The 18,760-nt window shown below is 65.6% G+C and carries 8 protein-coding genes; 1 reads left to right on the top strand and 7 read right to left on the bottom strand.

The genetic code is table 11. The features are described from left to right. Positions 1–840: transglutaminase-like cysteine peptidase (locus tag ACFC3J_RS11135; RefSeq protein WP_375196235.1), on the top strand; the 840-nt coding region annotated here is incomplete at its 5' end. A 3-nt stretch (positions 841–843) separates the two neighbouring features. On the opposite strand, the gene ACFC3J_RS11130 is transcribed toward ACFC3J_RS11135, so the two are convergent. From ACFC3J_RS11130 to ACFC3J_RS11100, 7 genes are all read right to left on the bottom strand, one after another. Further along, positions 844–2,118, bottom strand: a complete 1,275-nt coding sequence (locus tag ACFC3J_RS11130) for an HlyD family type I secretion periplasmic adaptor subunit (RefSeq protein ID WP_375196234.1) — start codon at positions 2,116–2,118, stop codon at positions 844–846. Next, positions 2,115–3,119: a cell wall hydrolase gene (locus tag ACFC3J_RS11125; RefSeq protein WP_375196233.1), complete on the bottom strand. Its 1,005-nt coding sequence runs from the start codon at positions 3,117–3,119 to the stop codon at positions 2,115–2,117. Before ACFC3J_RS11125 ends, ACFC3J_RS11130 begins: the two co-directional genes overlap by 4 nt. Then, positions 3,116–5,275 carry a type I secretion system permease/ATPase gene (locus ACFC3J_RS11120; RefSeq protein WP_375196232.1) on the bottom strand — a complete coding sequence of 720 codons (2,160 nt, stop codon included), beginning with the start codon at positions 5,273–5,275 and terminating at the stop codon, positions 3,116–3,118. The genes ACFC3J_RS11125 and ACFC3J_RS11120 overlap by 4 nt, the downstream gene beginning before the upstream one ends. Positions 5,276–5,324: 49 nt before the next feature. Beyond that, positions 5,325–6,719: a TolC family protein gene (locus tag ACFC3J_RS11115; protein ID WP_375196231.1), complete on the bottom strand. Its 1,395-nt coding sequence runs from the start codon at positions 6,717–6,719 to the stop codon at positions 5,325–5,327. A 14-nt stretch (positions 6,720–6,733) separates the two neighbouring features. Beyond that, positions 6,734–7,456: an OmpA family protein gene (locus ACFC3J_RS11110; RefSeq protein WP_375196230.1), complete on the bottom strand. Its 723-nt coding sequence runs from the start codon at positions 7,454–7,456 to the stop codon at positions 6,734–6,736. Positions 7,457–7,499: 43 nt separating this feature from the next. Then, entirely contained in the window at positions 7,500–16,346 is an 8,847-nt protein-coding gene (locus ACFC3J_RS11105) for a VCBS domain-containing protein (RefSeq protein ID WP_375196238.1), read from the bottom strand. Positions 16,347–18,056: 1,710 nt separating this feature from the next. Continuing rightward, positions 18,057–18,719: a tetratricopeptide repeat protein gene (locus tag ACFC3J_RS11100; RefSeq protein WP_375196229.1), complete on the bottom strand. Its 663-nt coding sequence runs from the start codon at positions 18,717–18,719 to the stop codon at positions 18,057–18,059. Between the last annotated feature and the right edge of the window lie 41 nt (positions 18,720–18,760).

The raw sequence follows: 18,760 nt of genomic DNA, 5'->3' as shown, positions 1-18,760 counted from the left end.
GCGATCAGCGCGCAGCAGGGCGGCGCGGCCTCCGCCCCATGGATGCCGCAGGCCGTCGCGCCCGCCGCCGTGCAGGACGCGATCGTCAACGACCGGCTGATTGCCGCTTTCAGACTCCCCGGCTGGCAGTTGCAGGGGGTTCAGCTTTCCCTCGCGCAACCGGCCATAAGCTATCGCCAGCCCGATCTGATGCCCAGCTTCATGAAGGGTTTCGCGCCTGCCCCGGCCGTTTCCGCGAGCGGTTTCGTCATGCCGGTGCGCCCCGTCCCCGCGCTGACGCCGCCTGCCCTGCGCAGCGGGCAGCCCGACGTGTTCGGGTCGGTGGCGCTGCCGATTTCCCGCACGGCGCTTGACGGCAAATGGGCGTCCGTGTCGCAACCGCTGGCCGGCAAGGGGCTGTGGAGCGGACTGGTTCATGCCGCGCAGGGCGCCGGACAGCTGCGACAGGCCGAGATGGTGAACAGCTGGGTCAACCAGCGGCTGCGCTTCGTCGACGACCGGGGCGACAATTGGGCGCCTGCCAGCCAGTCGCTCCAGCGCGGCGCGGGCGACTGCGAGGATTATGCCATCGCCAAAATGAAGCTGCTGGAGGCGGCGGGCTTCGACCGGCACGGGATGTTCCTCGTCATCGCGCGCGATCTGGTTCGGCAGGCGGACCATGCCGTGCTGGCGGTGCGGATCGATGACGAACTCATGATCCTCGACAATATGACCGACCGGCTGCTGCCGTCGTCCAGCGTCAGCGATTACCGGCCGATCATGAGCTTCAACGCCTATGGCCGCTGGACCCACGGCTACCGGGTCACGACGCCGCCGAAGGTCCAGTTCGCGGCGCGTTGAACCTTATCTTTCCCGCAGCGCCTCCGACCGCGCCTTCATGATCGGCTTGAGCAGATAGGCCAGCACCGACTTGCGGCCGGTCAATATCTCCACGTCGCAGACCATGCCGGGCGTAATCGGCAGCTTGTACGCGCCTGATCCCAGCCATGCGCGGTCGGTTTCCACCACCACGGTGAAATAGGCCTCCCGCGTGGCTTCGTCATAGACGCTGTCGGCCGACACCTGCTGCACGGTCCCTGTCAGGCCGCCATAGATGGAGAAGTCATAGGCCGTCACCTTCACCACGGCGCGGTCGCCGGTCTTGATGAAGGCGATGTCGTTGGGCTTCACCCGCGCCTCGACCAGCAGCTTGTCGCCGACCGGCACGATCTGCATGATCTTCTGCCCCGGACTGACGAAGCCGCCGATGGTGGTCACCTGCACGTCGTTCACCACGCCGTCGACGGGCGAGCGGATCTCCGCCCGCTGCGCCCGTCCTTTTGCGCCCCGAAGAGACTCACTGTTGACGGCGATCTTCGCTTCCAACTGACTGCGTTCGTTGAGCGCGTCCTGACGGAACTGGAAATTGGCTTCGGAAAGTTGCGCCTGCGCCTCTCGAATGGCGGCAGCGGCGCGCGAGGCCTGCTGGTGCGCGGCGTTCAGCCGACCCTGCGCGTCGACCAGATCGCGCCGGGCGTCCAGCAATTCGGTCTGCGGGATGATCGACTTGGCGGCCAGCGGCTCCAGCATCGTCACACGCTGCCGGGCCAGTTGGACGCTGCCGGTCAGACTCTCGATGGTCGCCTGCGCTTCTCCCAGTTCGCGGCGGCGCTGGTCGACCTGAGCCGACATCGCGTCCTGCTTGCTGCGCAGCGCGGATTGCCTGACGGCGGCCAGCGCTTGTTCCTGCTCGCATTCCGGCGCGCCGGCGGCGCAGACGGCGCCAGCGCCGGTGCCTTCCCGTTCGAGACGTCCCGCCCGCGCCGTCAGGGAACGGGTCTCGGCCTGAATCTGCCCCAGTTCCGACGCCAGCATCGCATCGTCCAGCCGGACCAGCAATTGCCCCTTTTGGACCTTCTGCCCGGATCGGACGAGGATTTCCTCGATCGTGGTCGGCTCGGCGGACTGGATGACCTGCGCCTTGCTGGACGGGATCACCCTGCCCTGCCCATGCGTCACCTCGTCCACCGGCGCGAGGCTCGCCCAGAGCAGGAAGGCCAGCATGCCGCCGCCGCCGTAGAGGATGACCTGCTTGTTGCCGGGTTGCCCGCGCAGCCAGTGGATCCAGCGCGACATCATGGTTGTTTCCCTTGGGATGAGTGGTCTTCGGCCGCCAGCGTGACCGGCGCCGCCTTCTGCTGGGCGGCGAGCAGGTCGCTGAGCGCGCCCCTGGTTTCGGACGGATCGGGAATGGAGAGCTTCCAGCCCCTGGTCGGGTCCATCCGGCCGCCGACATCATTGGCCGCCCGCCTTTCGGGCAGCGCGGCGACCGGCGGATAGTCGATCGCCGGTTCAGGCGCTGCCATCGCGGCAAAGCGCGAGGCGTCGAACGCCGGGATATGCTCGCCCCCCGCATAGCGTCCGGTGAACGCCCCCGGCATCCCCCAGCCGCCCGGCCAGCGATAGAAGATATGCGCGCCCACCTGCGCCAGCTTGGCCAAATGCGGCGCCCAGCGAGGAAAGACATAATCGGCGTGATAATGGGTAGCCGTGCCGACCGCCCGCTCGACATGGCCCGCCAGCGCATCGACCGCGACCCGGTGCGCTCTGGCCCAGAGCGCCGCCATCGGCTGGCGCACCAGCGATCCATCACAGACAAAGCTGAACTGGCAGACCGACGCGTCGAAGCGCTGATAGACGACGCCGCACACCGTTTTGGCGAAGGCGGGGTGGCGCACGCGGTTCAGCACCACCTGCGCGACGGCGCGTTGACCGGCCTCCGGCTCCTGCGCGGCTTCATAATAGACGGCCTGCGTCAGGCATTGCAGTGCGCGATCATGATCCTCGCCCCCGCCCGTCAGAGCGCGGAAGGGCTTGGCGGCTGCGGGCGCTCCGCGCGCAAAGCCGAGGCGGGCATTTTCCTGCCGCGCCTCATCCCCCTGCGGAGCGGTGGTTTCGGCCGCCCCGGTCATCTGCACCAGCGTGAGATATTGACGCGGGATGGCAGGCGCCGCTTCGACGATCTTCGCGCTGACGGCCGGACGCGCCGGATCGTCATGCCAGAGCGCTGCGGTCGCGGCCGCGAGGGCGAGCGGCGCCGCGATCGCGGCGCTGCGCAGCACGATCCTTTGCGCGCTCATTGCCCTGCTCCCCTTTGGAGCTGACCGATGATCTCGTCGCGGGGGCCGTCGGCCAGCACCACGCCCTGATCGATGACGATCAGGCGGTCCACGATCCTCAGCAGTGCATGACGATGGGTCGAGACGATCAGCGTCTGTTCCGGCTCCAGCGCTCTGGCGAGATGATCGATGAACAGATTCTCGGTCTGATTGTCCATCGCGCCGGTCGGTTCGTCGAGGAACAGCAGCTTCGCCGGTTCGACCAGCGCCCGCGCCAGCACCAGAAAGCTCCTCTGCCCGCCGGACAGACGGTTGCCGCGTTCCCCGATATGCAGGTCGAAGCCCGCCGCATCGCGCCCGAAGAAGCGCGAGGCGCCCGAACGCTCCAGCGCGTCGAGCAGCTTTTCATCATTGGCCTCGCGGGCGCCCAGCAGCAGATTTTCGCGCACCGATCCGCTGAACAGTTCGGCGTCCTGCCCGACATAGCGGAAAGCCGATCGCAGTTCATGCGGATGATATTGGCGGCTGTCGACATCGTCGATGGTCATGGCCCCGCCCGCGGGCGGATAGAGGCCGCAGACGACCCGGCCCAGCGTCGACTTGCCCGACGCGACCCGCCCGATCAGGCCCACGCGCTCGCCCGGCTCGACGCGCAGGTCGATTCCGCGCAGGCTGGGCTGGCTTGCGCCCGGATAGGCGAACTCCACGCCCTGCATCACGATCGCGCCCTTGCGGATCTTGGGAATGATCCCCCGCGCGCCGTCCAGCCGTTCGTCGGGCTGGTCGATCAGCGTTTGCAGGCTGTCGAGCGTCGTCATCGCCTGCCGCGCCCGCACGATCACGAAGGCGAGTTGCCCCACCGGCGCCAGCGACCGCCCGGCCAGCATGACGATGGCGATGATCGCACCCATCGAGATGTCGCCCGCCGCGAACATGTAGAAGCCGCCGATCACCAGAGCAATGCTGGTCACCTGCTGGCATAGCGAGGCCAGTGTCACGCTCTTGGAAGAGAGGCGCCGCAGCTTTTCCTGCGTGGCGGCGCTCATCTTCGCATAGCGGCGCCAGCGGTCGAGCATCCGCCCTTCGGCGCGGCAGGCCTTGAGGGTCTCGATGCCGCCAATGGCTTCGACCAGCGCCGAGCTCTGCAGGCTGGCATCCGCCTGCGCATCCCGCGACAAGCGGGCCATCGACCGTTGCAGGAAGTAACCTGCGCTCGCCATGACCCCCATCATGACGACCGGTACGATGGCCAGCCAGCCCCCGAGGAGCGCGATGATGCCGACGAAGAAGAAGAGGAAGACGACGTCGATCGCGAGAACCACCGTGGTCGAGGTGAAGAATTCGCGCACGGATTCAAATTCGGACACGCGCCGGGCCAGTGCGCCGGTGCTGCCGGCGCGGCTCATCAGCGGCACGTTCATCACCTTTTCGAACAAGCGCTGCGAGAGGCGCTCGTCAATCTCGCGGCCCGCCTCGTCCACCAGTCGCGCCCGAGCCAGCCGCAGCGCGAAGTCGAGGCCGAAGGCCAGCATGACGCCGACGCCCAGCACCCAGAGGCTGGCCGCCGCCTTGTTCGGGATGATCCGGTCATAGACGTTCATCGTGAACAGCGGCAGCGCGAAGGCGAGCAGGTTGATGATCGCGGCGGCCAGCATGACGTAGCCGAAGGAGCCGCGGGCCCGCCAGACCTCCCGCCAGAACCAGTGCTGGCGCGCTCGCTCGTCCCACGGCCGCTCCTCGGCCCGTTCGCGGCCATGATCGGCCATCACCACCAGCGCCTCGCCGGTGAAATGGGCTTCAAGGTCGCTCAGCGGCGCCCATACCGGCTCGCTCGCATGGGGCAGCTGCACCAGCGCGTCACCTGCCTTGATGTCCATGAGCAGCAGGAAACGCCCGCCCCTCAAGGGGAGGATGGCGGGCAGATTGCCCGGTCGCCATTTGTCCAGCCTCCCGCGAACATGATCGCTCAGCAGGCCGATCTGATCGAGCGCGGATTCCGCCTGATGGAAGGGCAAACGCCCCGATTCATCGACGGCAAGCCCCGCCCGCAGGCCCACTATGCCCGGCGATCGGTCGAAATGCCGCGCCGCATGGGCGATGGATTCCACCAGCTCGTCGCCGGGCGTGCCCTGATGGTCCAGCCATTCGGCCAGACTTAACGTGCTTCGTTCCAACATTGTTTACCCGCCCATCCGGACTTGCGCCCGAATGGCCCCAAAGTGGATTTCAGCCCGGAAAGCGCCGCCGCTGCAACTCAGCGGGCGGCAGGTCGGGCACGTCATATTTCTTCCGCGCTTCGGCTTTTGCGTCGGAAGGTGGCGCGATGCCGAGCGTGTCCAGCAACTGGTTGGTCGCCGCCAGAATCTGATATTGCGCGAAGATTTCCGAGAAGCGCGCCGTTTCGGTCCGCACCTGCGTATTGAAACGGGTGTTCTGGCTGTCCAGCACGTCGAGCAGGGAGCGCCGCCCGACATTGAACTGCTCGCGATAGGATATCAGCAGTCCGTCGGACACCGTGCCCTGCCGCGACAGGTCGGTCAGCCGCTTCTTTTCCGTATCCCAGCGGTTCCAGGCGGTGCGGACATCATCCTCCGCCTCGCGCTGGCGCTGGCTGAGACGGAAGCGCGCCTCGCTCGCCCGACGGGTCATTTCCTGAACCTTCGCCCGATTGATGCCGCCATTATAGAGCTGCCAGCGCACGACCACCCGGCCCTGCAAGTCGTTGGTATTGCCCCTGAAGCCGTCCACATCCTGACCGACGCGGCCGGTTCCCTCCAGCGAGACCGTCGGCCCGAGTTCCGACTTGGCCTCATCCACCACGGCATGGGCCGCCTGAATGTCGGCCTCGGCCTCTCGCACCAGGGGATTGCTGGTGCGGGCAGCTGCGATGGCCTCGTCCAGCGTCGGCGGCACTGCGCTCGTCACCGGATCAGGCATGGTCACCTGATCGATCGAAAGGCCGGTCAGCGTGCGGAAGGATATAGCCGCGTTGGTCATGTCCTGCTCCGCCTCGCTCTTGCGGACGAGGGCAGCCTGCAGCCGTTCCTCGGCCTGCTGCTGATCGGCAATACTGATCGAACCCTTGGACACACCCTCGCCCAGATCACCCAGCAGCTTGCGGTGAAAGGCGATATTGTCGTCTGCCGCCGCGACGACCCGCTGCTGGAGCATATAATCCAGATATTGGCGCGTAACGTTCAGGGCCACGAATTGCGAACGTTCGCCCACCCGCAGGGCAGCCCCGTCGGTACGGGCCGCCTGCCGCCGCTTCTCCGCGCTGCGATAGCCTGAGTCCCACACGGTTTCCTCTGCCCGGACGCTGGCTTCCAGCGGCCAGAGCGTCTGGTTGTCCAGATTCAGAGCGCGGCGGGTGGCGTTCTCCAGCCGGCGGACGCCCGCCGATCCTTCGACGCTGATGCGGGGCAGGTAAAGGCCCTGCGCCTGTTCGCGTTCGAACTCGATGGCTTCCTTGTTCTGGATCGCCTGATTGATTTCCGGATGGCTGTCGATCGCCGCCGCGATGGCGCTCTTCAGGTCCATGGTCTGCGCCCAGCCCGTCGATACCATCCCTGCCATGCAGAGGGCGATCAGGCTGCCGCACGTCTTGCGCATCAATATCATGTTGGCCTCCCCCCTCAATTCGCGCTGGCGGTGATTTCGACCCGACGGTTCATCGGTTCGCGCACCCCGTCGGCGGTTTCGATCTTCAGCTGGGTTTCGCCCAGCCCGGTCACGGTCATGGCCTCCATCGGGATGCCGCCCTGGCTCATCAGGCCCGCGACGTTCCTCGCCCGGCGCATCGACAGGCCGTCATTATATCGGGTGCCGCCCGACGTATCGGTGTATCCCGTCACCCCAAAGCGCTTCCAGCCGCACTGGGTCGCCGTCTGCGTCAGCGTGCTGATGGTATTCGCCCCCTCCGGCAGCGGCATATCCATGTTCCAGTCGAAGAAGATGGACACCGCCGGTGCCGTGCAGTCCAGCGCGGGTGGGGCTGAGCCTGCTGCCGGCACCGGCGGCGGTGGCGGCGCCGAGAGGCGTGCCACAAAGTCGTCGCACTTGTTGATGCTGTCTGCATCCTTCGTGCCGGATTTCAGGAAACCGATGGCGATGCCGCACTGGTTCTTCGCCTCGACGGCATAGGTCCAGCGGCTGTCCTGCGCCGCGCGCATCGCCGGATCGGCCACGGCCTTGACCGCCGTGTCGTAACGGCTGCCCAGCGCATCCTTCAGCTCAGGCTTGCCCAGTTGCAGCAAGGGCGAAGCGGGCGCAGCCAAGGCCGTCCCGGCCCCCAGGCCGCCCGTCAGCATGGCGGTCACCAGCCCGACGGCTGCCGCCTTTCCCAACGCATCATGCATAATCACTCTCCCCAATGTCCCCGCGAGATAAATGTCAGTCCGGTCAGGCATGCGCGGTCGCCATCGCTTCATGCGCAGCCATCGCCGCTTCGAAGATGGCGGTGGCTGCCGCCAGATGGCCGCTGTCCATCGCTTCGACCGGCGCGGCCGCCAGCAGGGCCGGTGCCGTCAGATGCTCGCCGCCCGGCAGAGCCGCCAGCAGGGCATCGATATTCGGCGCGTCATGGGCGCCCAGCGCCTCCTTCACGACATCCGCCACCGCGCCTGCCGGAGTGCCCGCGGCCGCATGCGCCGCGGCGAGCACCGCAGCGGCATTGCCGTCAAAGGCGGGCAGGCTGATCGACTGCGCCAGCAGCGCCTGATGATCGCCAGACGGCTGGTCCGCCTGCGCCATGTCCGCCGTGGCCGGCGCGGGGGCAGCCCCGCCATCCGACAGGGTGGCATGATCGGGCGCCGGTTCCTCGCTGGCATGGGCCTGTTCGGCGGGTTGCGGCGCATCGTGCGTGCCCTGATCCTCCGTGGAGGCAAACGAGGTCGATCCGCTTTCTTCCGTCGTGGCCGGTTCCGTCGCAGCCGTGCTGGTCGGAGCAGTCTCCGCAGCGACGGGCGCGCTTTCCGTTGAAGCCGGAGCCGTTTGCGGTTCGGAGCTGCTTTCGGCAGCACCGGCAACCGCGACCAGACTGGCGGCGATCAGCGCCTGATTGAAGCCGCTGGCCGTGCTGTCCCCCGTCTTGCTGGCGTCATCCTTGGCAGCGGTCGCGAACAGGACGTCGCCAATCACGCCCTTCGTGCCATCCGTCCTGACAAAGCTCGCTTCGCCCAGCACGGTGACGTCGCCATTGGCAGCGGTGTAGCTCTTGCCGTCGGCGGTGAGTTCGATCGCCTTGATCCCGGCATCGGTCAGCGACCTGAACTCGCCGGCATCGACGAGGCCATCGGCGTTCAGATCCTGCCAGACGCCGAATTCGCCGAACCTGGCGTCGTTGGCATCGAACAGGCCGTCGCCATTGCTGTCATAGGCAAGGCGCAGGCCTTCAAGATCGCTCTTCGCCCCGGCGGCATCGTCAGAGAAGACGATGTCGAAGCCGCCGCCGGTCGCATGGGCCAGCAGGCCGTCGTCAGGCGCCACCCAGGCAGTGTTCACTTCGCCGGCGCCATAGTCATGACTGACGCCGGCGGAGAGGCCGACAAATTCAAGTCCGTCGCCGTCCAGATCGATGGCGACAGGCGGCGTGACCGGGTTCAGCGTGACGCTGAGCGAACTGTTTACGCTGTCGCTGTCGGCGTCCGAGCCGATGATGGCGTGGTTGATCGTGATCGGACTGCCGCTGTTGACCGTGATGACCGAGAAGATGCCCAGATCCATGCCGTGCGTGTTGGTGGAGGGCGCCTCCACCAACAGCGCATCAAAGGGCGTTGCCGAGGAAACGGCATATTTGTCGCCCTGTTGAAGGCCGGAGATCGTCACGCTGCCGGACGCAAAGCTGACCGTGAACCCTGCCTGCGTGCCATTGGCAGTGAAGGTATAGAGCGTCCCGGTGCTGACGTCGGTGACGACGACCTTGTTGATCGCGACGAAACTCTCGCCTGCTTCCGGCGACGCCGACGATGAACCGAAGACCTGATCATTGTCGGCATCGATCGCCGTCACCTTGACCGCGACGCTGTTGCTGCCCGATCCCTGAACCTGCGCGATCGTCTGTTCGAAGCTGATCACGCTTTGATGATCGACATAGGCAAATCCGGTCGGCTGCCCGGCATTGGTGGTCAGCGTCTTGACCAGGTCGATGCGGACAGCCTCGTTGGCGTCGACGGAATTGTTGCTGACGCCGATGGAGTCGCTGTCCGTGTTGATCGTTCCCTGACCCCCACCTGCCGCACGGCCCGACAAAAGCACATCGATGGCGTCCGTGCTGTTGACGCCGATGCCGCGAAAATTCGCGTTACCCGCAGCCGCACTGGTCAGGCTGCTGACCGAAATCTCGCTGCCATTGGTGATGGTGCCGTAGAGATCGAACACATAATGGTCCGTTCCCGGCTCCAGCGTGACGGTATAGCCGACGGCACCAGATGCCGTCTTCGCAGTCAGGACAGTGGTGCCGTTGCCGTAGATATACAGCGCATCACCGCCCAGCCGCAGCGTCGCGCCGCTGCTATCCTTCGCCAGCGCGCCGTCGGTTATGTTGAAGAGGACATTGCCCACCCCGTCAGCCCCCGCCACGGAGGCGAAGTTCAGATTGAAGGTCGTCGCCGGGCTGTCATTATTGGCCACCGAACCCGCCGTCGGCGTGAACGCGCTCGGCATGTCGTCGTTGAACGAGATGTTGAGCTGACCGATCGCTGAGGAACCCGGATTGGTCGACGCGTTGTAATCGCTGTCGGTCACGAGGAAATTGAGGCTGACGGACGTGTCATTCTCGTTCCCGCCCGCGCTGTGCAGCACATTATCAAGCAGCGTCACCGTATAGGCGCCGGTGTTCGGGTTCACGACGACCTGAAACAGCGGCGTGCCGACGCGTCCGCCGACTGTCGTAATGGTCGCGGTCAGCGTGTTGGTGGCGCCGCTCCAGCTGTAGGAAACCGTATCCGTTCCCACCGTTCCGGTGGTTCCGTTGAGATTGGCGAATGTCACGCTGCCGGTAGCGCCCTGGCCGTCAGCTCCGAAGGTGAAGGGCAAGGTGCCGCTGAAGCTCGCCTCGCTCGCCCCCGCAGCGCCGCTGTCGCCCACATTGGCGTTGACGTCGCCGATCGTGCTCAACGGATTGCCGCCCGTCAGGCCGTCGTCGTCCAGCTTTGCGGCCGTGTTGTCGGCGGTCGGCTTGTTCTGGTCGCCCTGGAAGGTGAACTTCAGCGTCGCGCTGGCCGTGTCATTGTCGGCGTCGCGCATGACATAGGTGAAGCTGTCGACGGACCCCGACGGCACCGAGGTCTTGGGTGTGTAGCTGTAGGTGCCGTCGGAGAAGATCTGCAACGTGCCGAGGCTCGTCACAATGGTCTGGCTGCCGCCCGCCGTGATGGCGGCGCCGTTGATCGATACCACGGCGCCCGGCGTATCCGCGCCGACCATGTCATTGGTCAGCACGTTCCCGGTCGAGGCCGCAGCCTTTTCCGTGGTCGTGATATTGTTGTCGACGGCGATCGGGCTGTCGTCCTCGATCGTGACGGCGATGCTGGTGGCGACCGTGGCGGTGCCGTCGCTGACATTCACCGGGACCGAGAAATTCTTCAGATCCTCGACATTGATGCCGCTGTGATCGACCGACTGGAGCAGCGTAACCGTATAGGCGCCCGCGTTCGTGATCGTGATGGTGATGACCGGCACGCCGCCAGCCGAGCCGGTCAGCGTCTGCGTGCCGATGCCCGTCCAGGTGACGGGAAGCGTGTCGGCGGTCAGCACCGCACCCGGATCGCCGAGCGTCATGGTGATCGCATCGCCATCCGCGTCGGTGGCGGTGATCGTGCCGCCGGCCGTCACCGAATTGGTCGTGTCGGTGGGCGTGCCGCTCGTATCGGCATTGCCGCCGGTCAGCCCCTCTTCCGAGACGATGGCAACGCCGCTGCCGACCTGCGGCGCGTCGTTGGTGCCCTGAATGGTGATGCGCAGCACGGCGGTCGTGCTATCGCCGTCGCCGTCGGTGATCGTATAGGTGAAGCTGTCGGTCAGCGTCTGGCCGTCGTCCAGATTCTGCACCGCAGTCAGGCCGTTGTTCAGCGTGTAGGTGTAACCGCCCGCGGCATTGAGGACCAGCGTGCCGTAGGTGCCGACTGCGTTACCGCCGACCGTGCCGCCGGCAACGGCCGTCACTGCACCACCCGCAGCAGGGCCGTCAGCGCCCAGCGAGTCCGCGCCCGCCGCATTGCCGTCGCTGCCCGCGCCGGTCAGCACATTGCCGCTGGCGGTCAGCGTGACGTCTTCCTTGACGACGTCGGTATCGTCGGCCGCGACCGGCGTATCGTCGTCTACATTGATGGTCAGCGTGCCCGTCGCCGTGTCATTGTCGGCATCCGAAACGCGATAGGCGATGTCGAAGCTGACGTTGTTTTCGTCATTGCCGGCGGGATGGGCGATCGCGGCATTCTGCACCACTGAATAGGTGCCCGCCACCGGATCGGTCAGCGTCACGGTGAGGACGGTGGTGGCGCCCTGCTTCACCAGCAGCGTCGTGCCGTTGCTTTCATAGGTGAAGCCGGAGGGCGCGCCGGTGCCGAGCAGCGTGATGCCGCCGGGACCATCGGCGCGATAGTCATGGGCCAGCGTGCCGGTGGCGTTGAGGCTGTTGGCATCGTCCCCGGTGCCGTTCGCATTGCCGCCGGTCAGCGCATCATCGTCCAGCTGGACCGTCGCATTGGCACTGACGACCGGAAGGTCGTCGGACACGCTGATCGAAACGGTGCCCGCGGCGATATCTCCATCGGTATCCGTTGCGATCACCTGCACCGAACCCAGAGCAACCAGATCGTCCACATTGACGCCCGGATGGGTATCGTAATTGTCATTGAGCATTGCCGTGACCGTCGCGACATTGCCAACAAGCGACAGGTCCAGCGTCACCACGACGCCGCGTTCGTCCGAACCGGTGATCTGATTGCCGGACACCCGCACCCATGTCAGGTCGCCAGTCAGGCCGCTCGTATCGCCGAACGCGATCGAGGTGATGGCATCCGAACCGGGCGTGAAGATGATCGTGCCGCTGGCGAAGTCCGGATTGCCGGGGCTGGTGCCCCCCGCCAGATTCTGATCGTCCAGCGCCAGGTCGATCGGGCCGCTCGCGCCCGGGTTCGCGCCATCGGTGACCGTGATCGGCTGCACCGCCGTCGCCTGGTCCCCGTCGCCGTCGGTGATGACATAGGAGAAACCCGCAGCGACGCCGCTCGCGTTGTTGAGGTTGGTCGACGGGTTGAACGTCCACGCCCCGGCCGCCGTGAAGGTATAGGCGCCGAAGGCCGTGCTGACATTGGTCGTGCCGGCCGCGTTTATCGCTGTCGTAACGCCGCCGATCGTGACCGAGGTCAGGGTGGCGCCGTCGGCCCCCGGCGTGTCGTTGGTCAGGACATTGCCGCTGATGTCGGCGCCGTCCTCCGCCACGGTGCGGGCGCCATCATCCACGGCCTTGGGAATGTCGTCGACGACGTCAATCGTGATCGTGCCGTTGGCGATATTGCCCGAACCGTCAACCGCCTGATAGTGGAAGACCTCCGCACCTGCCACGGTCAGGGGACCGTCATTGGCCGTGGGTCCGTCGACCGGTGAGGTCAGCGTGTAGGTGTAGCTGCCGTTGCTGTTCAGCTGGATCTGGCCATGGCTGCCGGTCGGCAGGTCGGTCAGCGTGTAGCTGACGGCGCCCGCGACGTTGAGCTGGCCCGTCACCGTCTCGGTCGTGGCGGCAGGCGTGCTGCCGGTCACGCTGCCCGCGGCGATATCGTCGCCAGTGACGCTCGTGTCCAGAGCCGCCTCATAGACGGTCTTGGTCTGATTGTCGGCCGCCAGCGCGACATTGGCAACGTTGATTGTCAGAGTCGTGGTCGCAAGGTCGCCGTCCGCATCGCGGATCGTGTAGACGAACACATCCTGCTGATCGGCCGAAATGACATTGGGCGCCGCGTCATAGGTATAATGGCCGTCCGCATAGAGCGTCAGCGTGCCGTAAGCGCCCACGACCGCCGTGCCGACATCGCCGCTGACGGGGCTGCTCGTATCACTGCCCTTGGCCACGCCGACCACGCCCGGCGCATAGCCGTCCGCGCCGGGCTGATCGTTGACAAGCACGCCCGCATCCGCCGCGACGGTCAGCGTCTGACCTTCCGTCACCGAACCGCTGTCGGCCGCGGCGATCGGCGCATCGTCCAGCACGGTGACGTTGATCATGGCCGCAGGCGACACATCGCCGTCACTGTCCGTCACCTGCACAGCAAAGGCATCCCCCGCCTTGGGATCGGCCGCGCCGCTGATGCCGTCGCCATCTGTCGCGATATTGTCCGGATGCGCCGGATCATTGACCGCCAGCGTATAGCTGTAGCTGTAATGGCCTACCCCGTCGGAGGTCACGGTCAGCGTGCCCGCCGCGCCTGCAACCACCACCGGCGCGCCAACGGTCGCCGCGGTCACATCGACCCAGGCGCCATTCTTGTCCTGCACCTCGACCTTCGCCAGCGTATCGCCGCCGGTTGCGATGGTCATGGAGCCGGCGGCCGTCTCGCTATCGCCTGCCGCCGCCGTGCCGCCGGGCAGCCCGGCTTCGGAAACGGTCATGCCGGAAACCGTGACCGTCGGTGTCGAATCCGCCAGCAGGTTCACCGTCACGGTCGCGGTCGACTTGTCCCCGTCGCCATCGGTGATGGTGTAGGTGAAGCTGTCGCTCCCCTGCGCGCCCGCATTGGGGGTGTAGAGGAACACGCCATTGCCCTGATAGACGACCGTGCCCTTGGCTGCGCCGGTTTCCAGCGCAACGCCGGTGGCCAGATTGACGCCATCGGCGCCGGCCGTGTCGTTGGCGAAGACGTCTATGCTGACCGGCGCATTTTCGGTCGCCTGCGCGGCGACGTCGTTCACGGCGGCCGGAACATCGTCCACCACCCTGACGTCGAGGCTCGCGGTGGCGTTCGACCCGTCCGTATCGGTGACCACGACCGCGAAGCTGTCCGTCAGGCTGCCGTCATTGCCGCCGCTGTGCAGCAGCGTATTGTCGTTCAGCGTGTAGCTGTAGCTGACGGTTCCGCTCACCACATCGCCATCGGCGCCGATCGTCGGCGTGAAGCCGGTGATGGTCAGCGTGCCATAGGCATTGGACAGGGTAACGCCGCTCACGAACGCGCCGCTGGTGAAGATCGTCTGCCCGCCCACGGTGACCGTCGCCACGCCATCCTGCGCGGTCAGTGCGAAGCTGCCGGTCTGGGTCAGCGCCGCCGCATTGGGCGAGCTGCCGTCCGACAGGTCATTTTCGAAGACCAGAACCTCGGCGCCCTCGCCGTTCAGGCCGGTGACGGTTACGCCGTCGTCGCCGCCCTGAACGGTGATGGTGATGGTCGCGCCCGATATGTCGCCATCGCCGTCGGTCAGCGTATAGGTGAAGGTCTCGGTCAGCGCCTGGTTCTTGTCCAGCCCCTGAACCACGCCATTTTCATTGTTGAGCGTATAGGTATAGCTGCCGTCCGTCTGGATCACCAGCGAGCCGTAAAGCCCGGCCAGCGCCGATCCCACCGTCCCGGCGGTTCCGCCAAAGGAGATAGCGGTGACATGCGCGCCGTCGGCGCCCTGCACGTCGACGGCGCCGTCGGTCGTGTTGGCGTCCGTGCCGCCCGCGCCGGTGATGACATTGCCGTCGGCGACCAGCGGGCCGTCTTCCCGGACCGAATCCGCGTCGGCGGCGGCGGTCGGCACATCGTCGATGACGGTGATGGTCAGCGTGTCGGTGGCGCTGTCGCCGTCAACATCGCTCACCGTCACGACGAAACTGTTGGTGACATTGTCGCCGGTCGTGTTGGTGGTCAGCGTATAGCTGTAATCGATGCTGCCATTGCTGACGCCGGTGATCGTCAATATGCCCTTGTCGGTGACGATCTGCTGACCGGGTCCGGTGATCACCGTGCCGTTGATGGTGACGGTCGCCGGACCGTCCGGCGCGGTATAGGTGATGGTCCCGTCGGTCGTTTCGACGTCGCTCGCCGCGTCGGAGCCGACGGGATTGTTCAGCCCCGCTTCGTCGACGATCGTGCCCTCGCCCACCTTGGGGATCGAGATGATCATGACGTTGGCGTCGGCGATATCGATCCGCAACGTGGCGGTGGAGGTGTCGCCGTCCCCGTCCCGCAGCATATAGGTGAAGCTGTCGCTCACCCCGCCCGGCGTGCCCGCCGCGCGGACATAGCTGTAGCTGCCGTCGGCGTTCAGCGTCAGCGTGCCGTAAAGGCCCTCGAAGGTGCCGGTGGTCGCGACCACGGCGCCGTCCGCACCCTTCACATCCGCGCCTGCCGCGCCCGATACGGTGCCCGCCCCGGTAATGACGTTGCCGGTTTCCGGACCATAGGTTCCAGCGGCCACGGCATCGACATCATTGTTGGCGACCGGAACGTCATCGACGATCCGCACATCGACCGTCGCATTGGCGGTCGATCCGTTGCGGTCGGTCGCCACGACGGCGAAACTCTGCAGGATGCTGTCCGCACCGGCAGCGCCATGGGCAGGGCTGTTGTCGTTCAGCACGAAGCTGTAGGTGAAGGTCCCCGCCGTCGGCGACCCGCTTTGCTGCGACGTCGGGGTGAAGCCGGTGATGGTCAGCGTTCCCACGGGGGTCGTCACCACCTGGCCGGTTACGAAAGCGCCGTTGGTCAGAACCGCGATGCCGCCGACCGTGACGGTCGACAGGCCGTCGGCGCCGCTGACGCTGAAGGAACCCGTCTGCGTCAGCGCCGCCGCATTGGGCGAGCTGCCGTCGGAAAGGTCATTTTCAAAGACCGTGACTTCGGCGCCCTCGATGCCCGGCGTGCCGTTGAGGCCAGTGATGGTGATGCCGTCATCGGCGCCATTGATCGTGATGGTCAGCGTCGCGGTCGAAGTGTCGCCATCCGCATCGGTGATCGTATAGCTGAAGCTGTCGGTCAGCGTCTGGCCCGGCACCAGGAACTGCACCGCCGCATTGTCATTGGCGAGCGCATAGCTGTAGGCGCCCGCCGCATTCAGCGTCAGGACGCCATAGGTCCCCTGGAAAGTGCCGGTCGTCGAAACCCCGGCGCCGTCCGCGCCCTGCACGTCAATGACGCCGTCGGTGGCGTTGGCGTCGCTGCCGCCGCTGCCGGTCAGGACATTGCCGTCCGCGACCAGCGGGCCGTCCTCGGTCACGCTGTCCACATCGCTGACCGCGAGCGGCGCGTCGTCCGCAATGGAAATGGTCAGCGTGGCGCTGGCCTGATCGCCGTCCGTATCGGTGACGACGACGGTAAAGACTTCGGCGGGCGGCGCACCGACCACATTGTCGCTCAGCACGTAGCTGTAGCCGATGGCCCCGTCCGCAATCGAGGTGATGGTCAACACGCCCAGCGGCGTCGCGATCGTCTGGCCGACCGTGGTGATCGCCGTGCCGTTGATGGTGACGCCCGCAAGGCCGTCACTGGCGGTAATCTGGATGGTGCCGATGGTGCGTTCGCTGTCGCTGGCCGCTGCCGAGCCGGCCGGCTCGTTGCCGCGCGCGGGAAGGCCCGCTTCGCTCACCTCCGCGGTCGCGTCGACGGCGCCGGCAGGCTGGTTCGGTGTGACGATGACGACTTCCGGCGCTTCAATGGGCGCGACAGGCAGGATTTCGCGCTCTTCAGGCTGGGTGAACAGCAGTTCGGTCGGCGGCAGCAGGTCGCCCAGACCATGGGGATCGCCCACATCGCCATCCGGCCCCAGGAAATTGCCGCCGGAACTGCGCGGCGGACCGGCGGCAGGCTGCGGTTCCTCGCCGATCAGCAGCGCGGCCAGGTTGACGGACGGAATTTCGACGTCGCCGACGACAAGGCGGGGCATGAACACCGCGCCGTCCTGGATCACCATGTCGGTGCCGTCGGGCAGGTGGACGATCAGATTGCGTCCCGAAACCTCGATCTGATTGATGTCGGTTCCGGCGGGAAGAACCACCACGCCCTGCGCATCGGGCGCGACCGTCTGCGTGGAGGTCGCATGAAGCGTCTTGCCGGGATGAATCGGCTTGCTCTTCGCGGTCAGCGCCGCTGACTCAGGATGAAGGGCCTGCTGATGGTCGGCCGAGTCCTTGCTGTCCCAATCGCGCTCGAAATCCATAATCCATCCCAATCATCGCCATGGGGGCGTGGGAGGAGCGCGCAGAAAGCCATGTCCCGAAAGCGCCTTCGCAAACGGACCAAACCTTCTCAGACAATGCGGCATTCAGCGGATCAGCCAATGCCCCTAGTCAACGATCTCCCGCCGACAGGACCTTTTTGCCAAAGTCGACTGCCGCCCCGGATTAACTATCTGCTTTTATGTTTCTACTGACCCGATCGATGCATCTTATTCGTCGCCCTTAAAACGAGTCACGCAGATTCAACTTTTGTTAACCATTTTAACGCGGTAAGAGCCAAAAAATGACTTTAGGATTATTACCAAAGATATAGATTTTTTGTTTTATCTATATCCACGCGCCTATGGCGGGATCCGGTCATGGTTAACACTCAAGGCTTACAACATTAGCGACTCGGACGACTCGGAACACAGAATATGTCCGGAGGGACGAAACATGCGGGAGAAGCCCCGGCAGCAGATCCATGATTGCGCTGCTGAACAAGGGCACCTCGCCCTTTCTTCGCAGGCTCCCGCTTTTGCGCGATCTGATCGGATGGAAATGAAAACGGGCGACTGGCCTGTTCAGCCAGCCGCCCGCCGGAATGCGACCCATAGGCTTATCATTCGGAGCCGTGCCTGCCTTTCCCCGGCTTCCTCCAGTCGGCCTGTGACTGGCGATAAGCTATGGAAAATCAACCCCCCTCCGACGGGAATCAGGAATAGCGATACCAATCATTTTCACAATTGGCCCGATGACTTATATCTTAGGTTAATTTCGCTCGATACCGTGCGACAAGGGGCAGAAATCAGGGATCAGGGACGGATTTACCGCTGATCGGACCCGGCATTTTCCGGCATCTTTTCCACAGCATCGGCGGCCGGCGCCGCAACATTCCGCGACGAATGGTCCAGCAAGGGGGGCATGTCCTGCGCTGGCGATGACGGATCAGCCAAGGTGGGCATGGCCGCGATGATCTGCGCCATCCTCTGGCTGCGCGGGCTGGCCGCCCCTGTAGTCCTGCGGAAGCTGCCGAGCGCATAGTCAGCCAAAGGCGCCGCCGCGTCATAGCGCTTTCGCGCAATGTAGAAGTCGACGAGATTCTCGAGCGCGAGCTGCGTGTTGGGATCGTCATCGCCCCGTGTGCGCGAATAGCTGTCGAAAACGCGGCGGAAGAGGCTTTCCGCTTCCCGGAAATGACCGGCCGACTCCAGTTGCAGCGCCAGGTCATTGGCCGAAATCAGCGAACGCGGATCATCCTCCCCAAACAGCTCATCGGCCAGCCCCAGCGCCTTGCGCGCCGTTGCCATTCCGTCCGCTGCCTGACCTGCCGAATAGGCCGTCTGCGATGCCGCGGCGAGCCTGCGCCATTCCTTTTCTCGCGCTTCGGTCACATCCGGAACATAGGGCGCCTGTGCCCGCAGGGGCGCCGCCAGGCAAAGCAGCAGCGCCACTCGCAACTTGCCGATCCTCCTGCAGCCCAAGGTCATGCCGCCCTCCCCCCGCGCAGCCAATCCTGCACGACATTATT

This window comes from Sphingobium sp., from assembly GCF_041987595.1.
Classification (GTDB): Bacteria; Pseudomonadota; Alphaproteobacteria; order Sphingomonadales; family Sphingomonadaceae; genus Sphingobium.
This window is presented reverse-complemented; position numbering and strand designations above follow the sequence as displayed.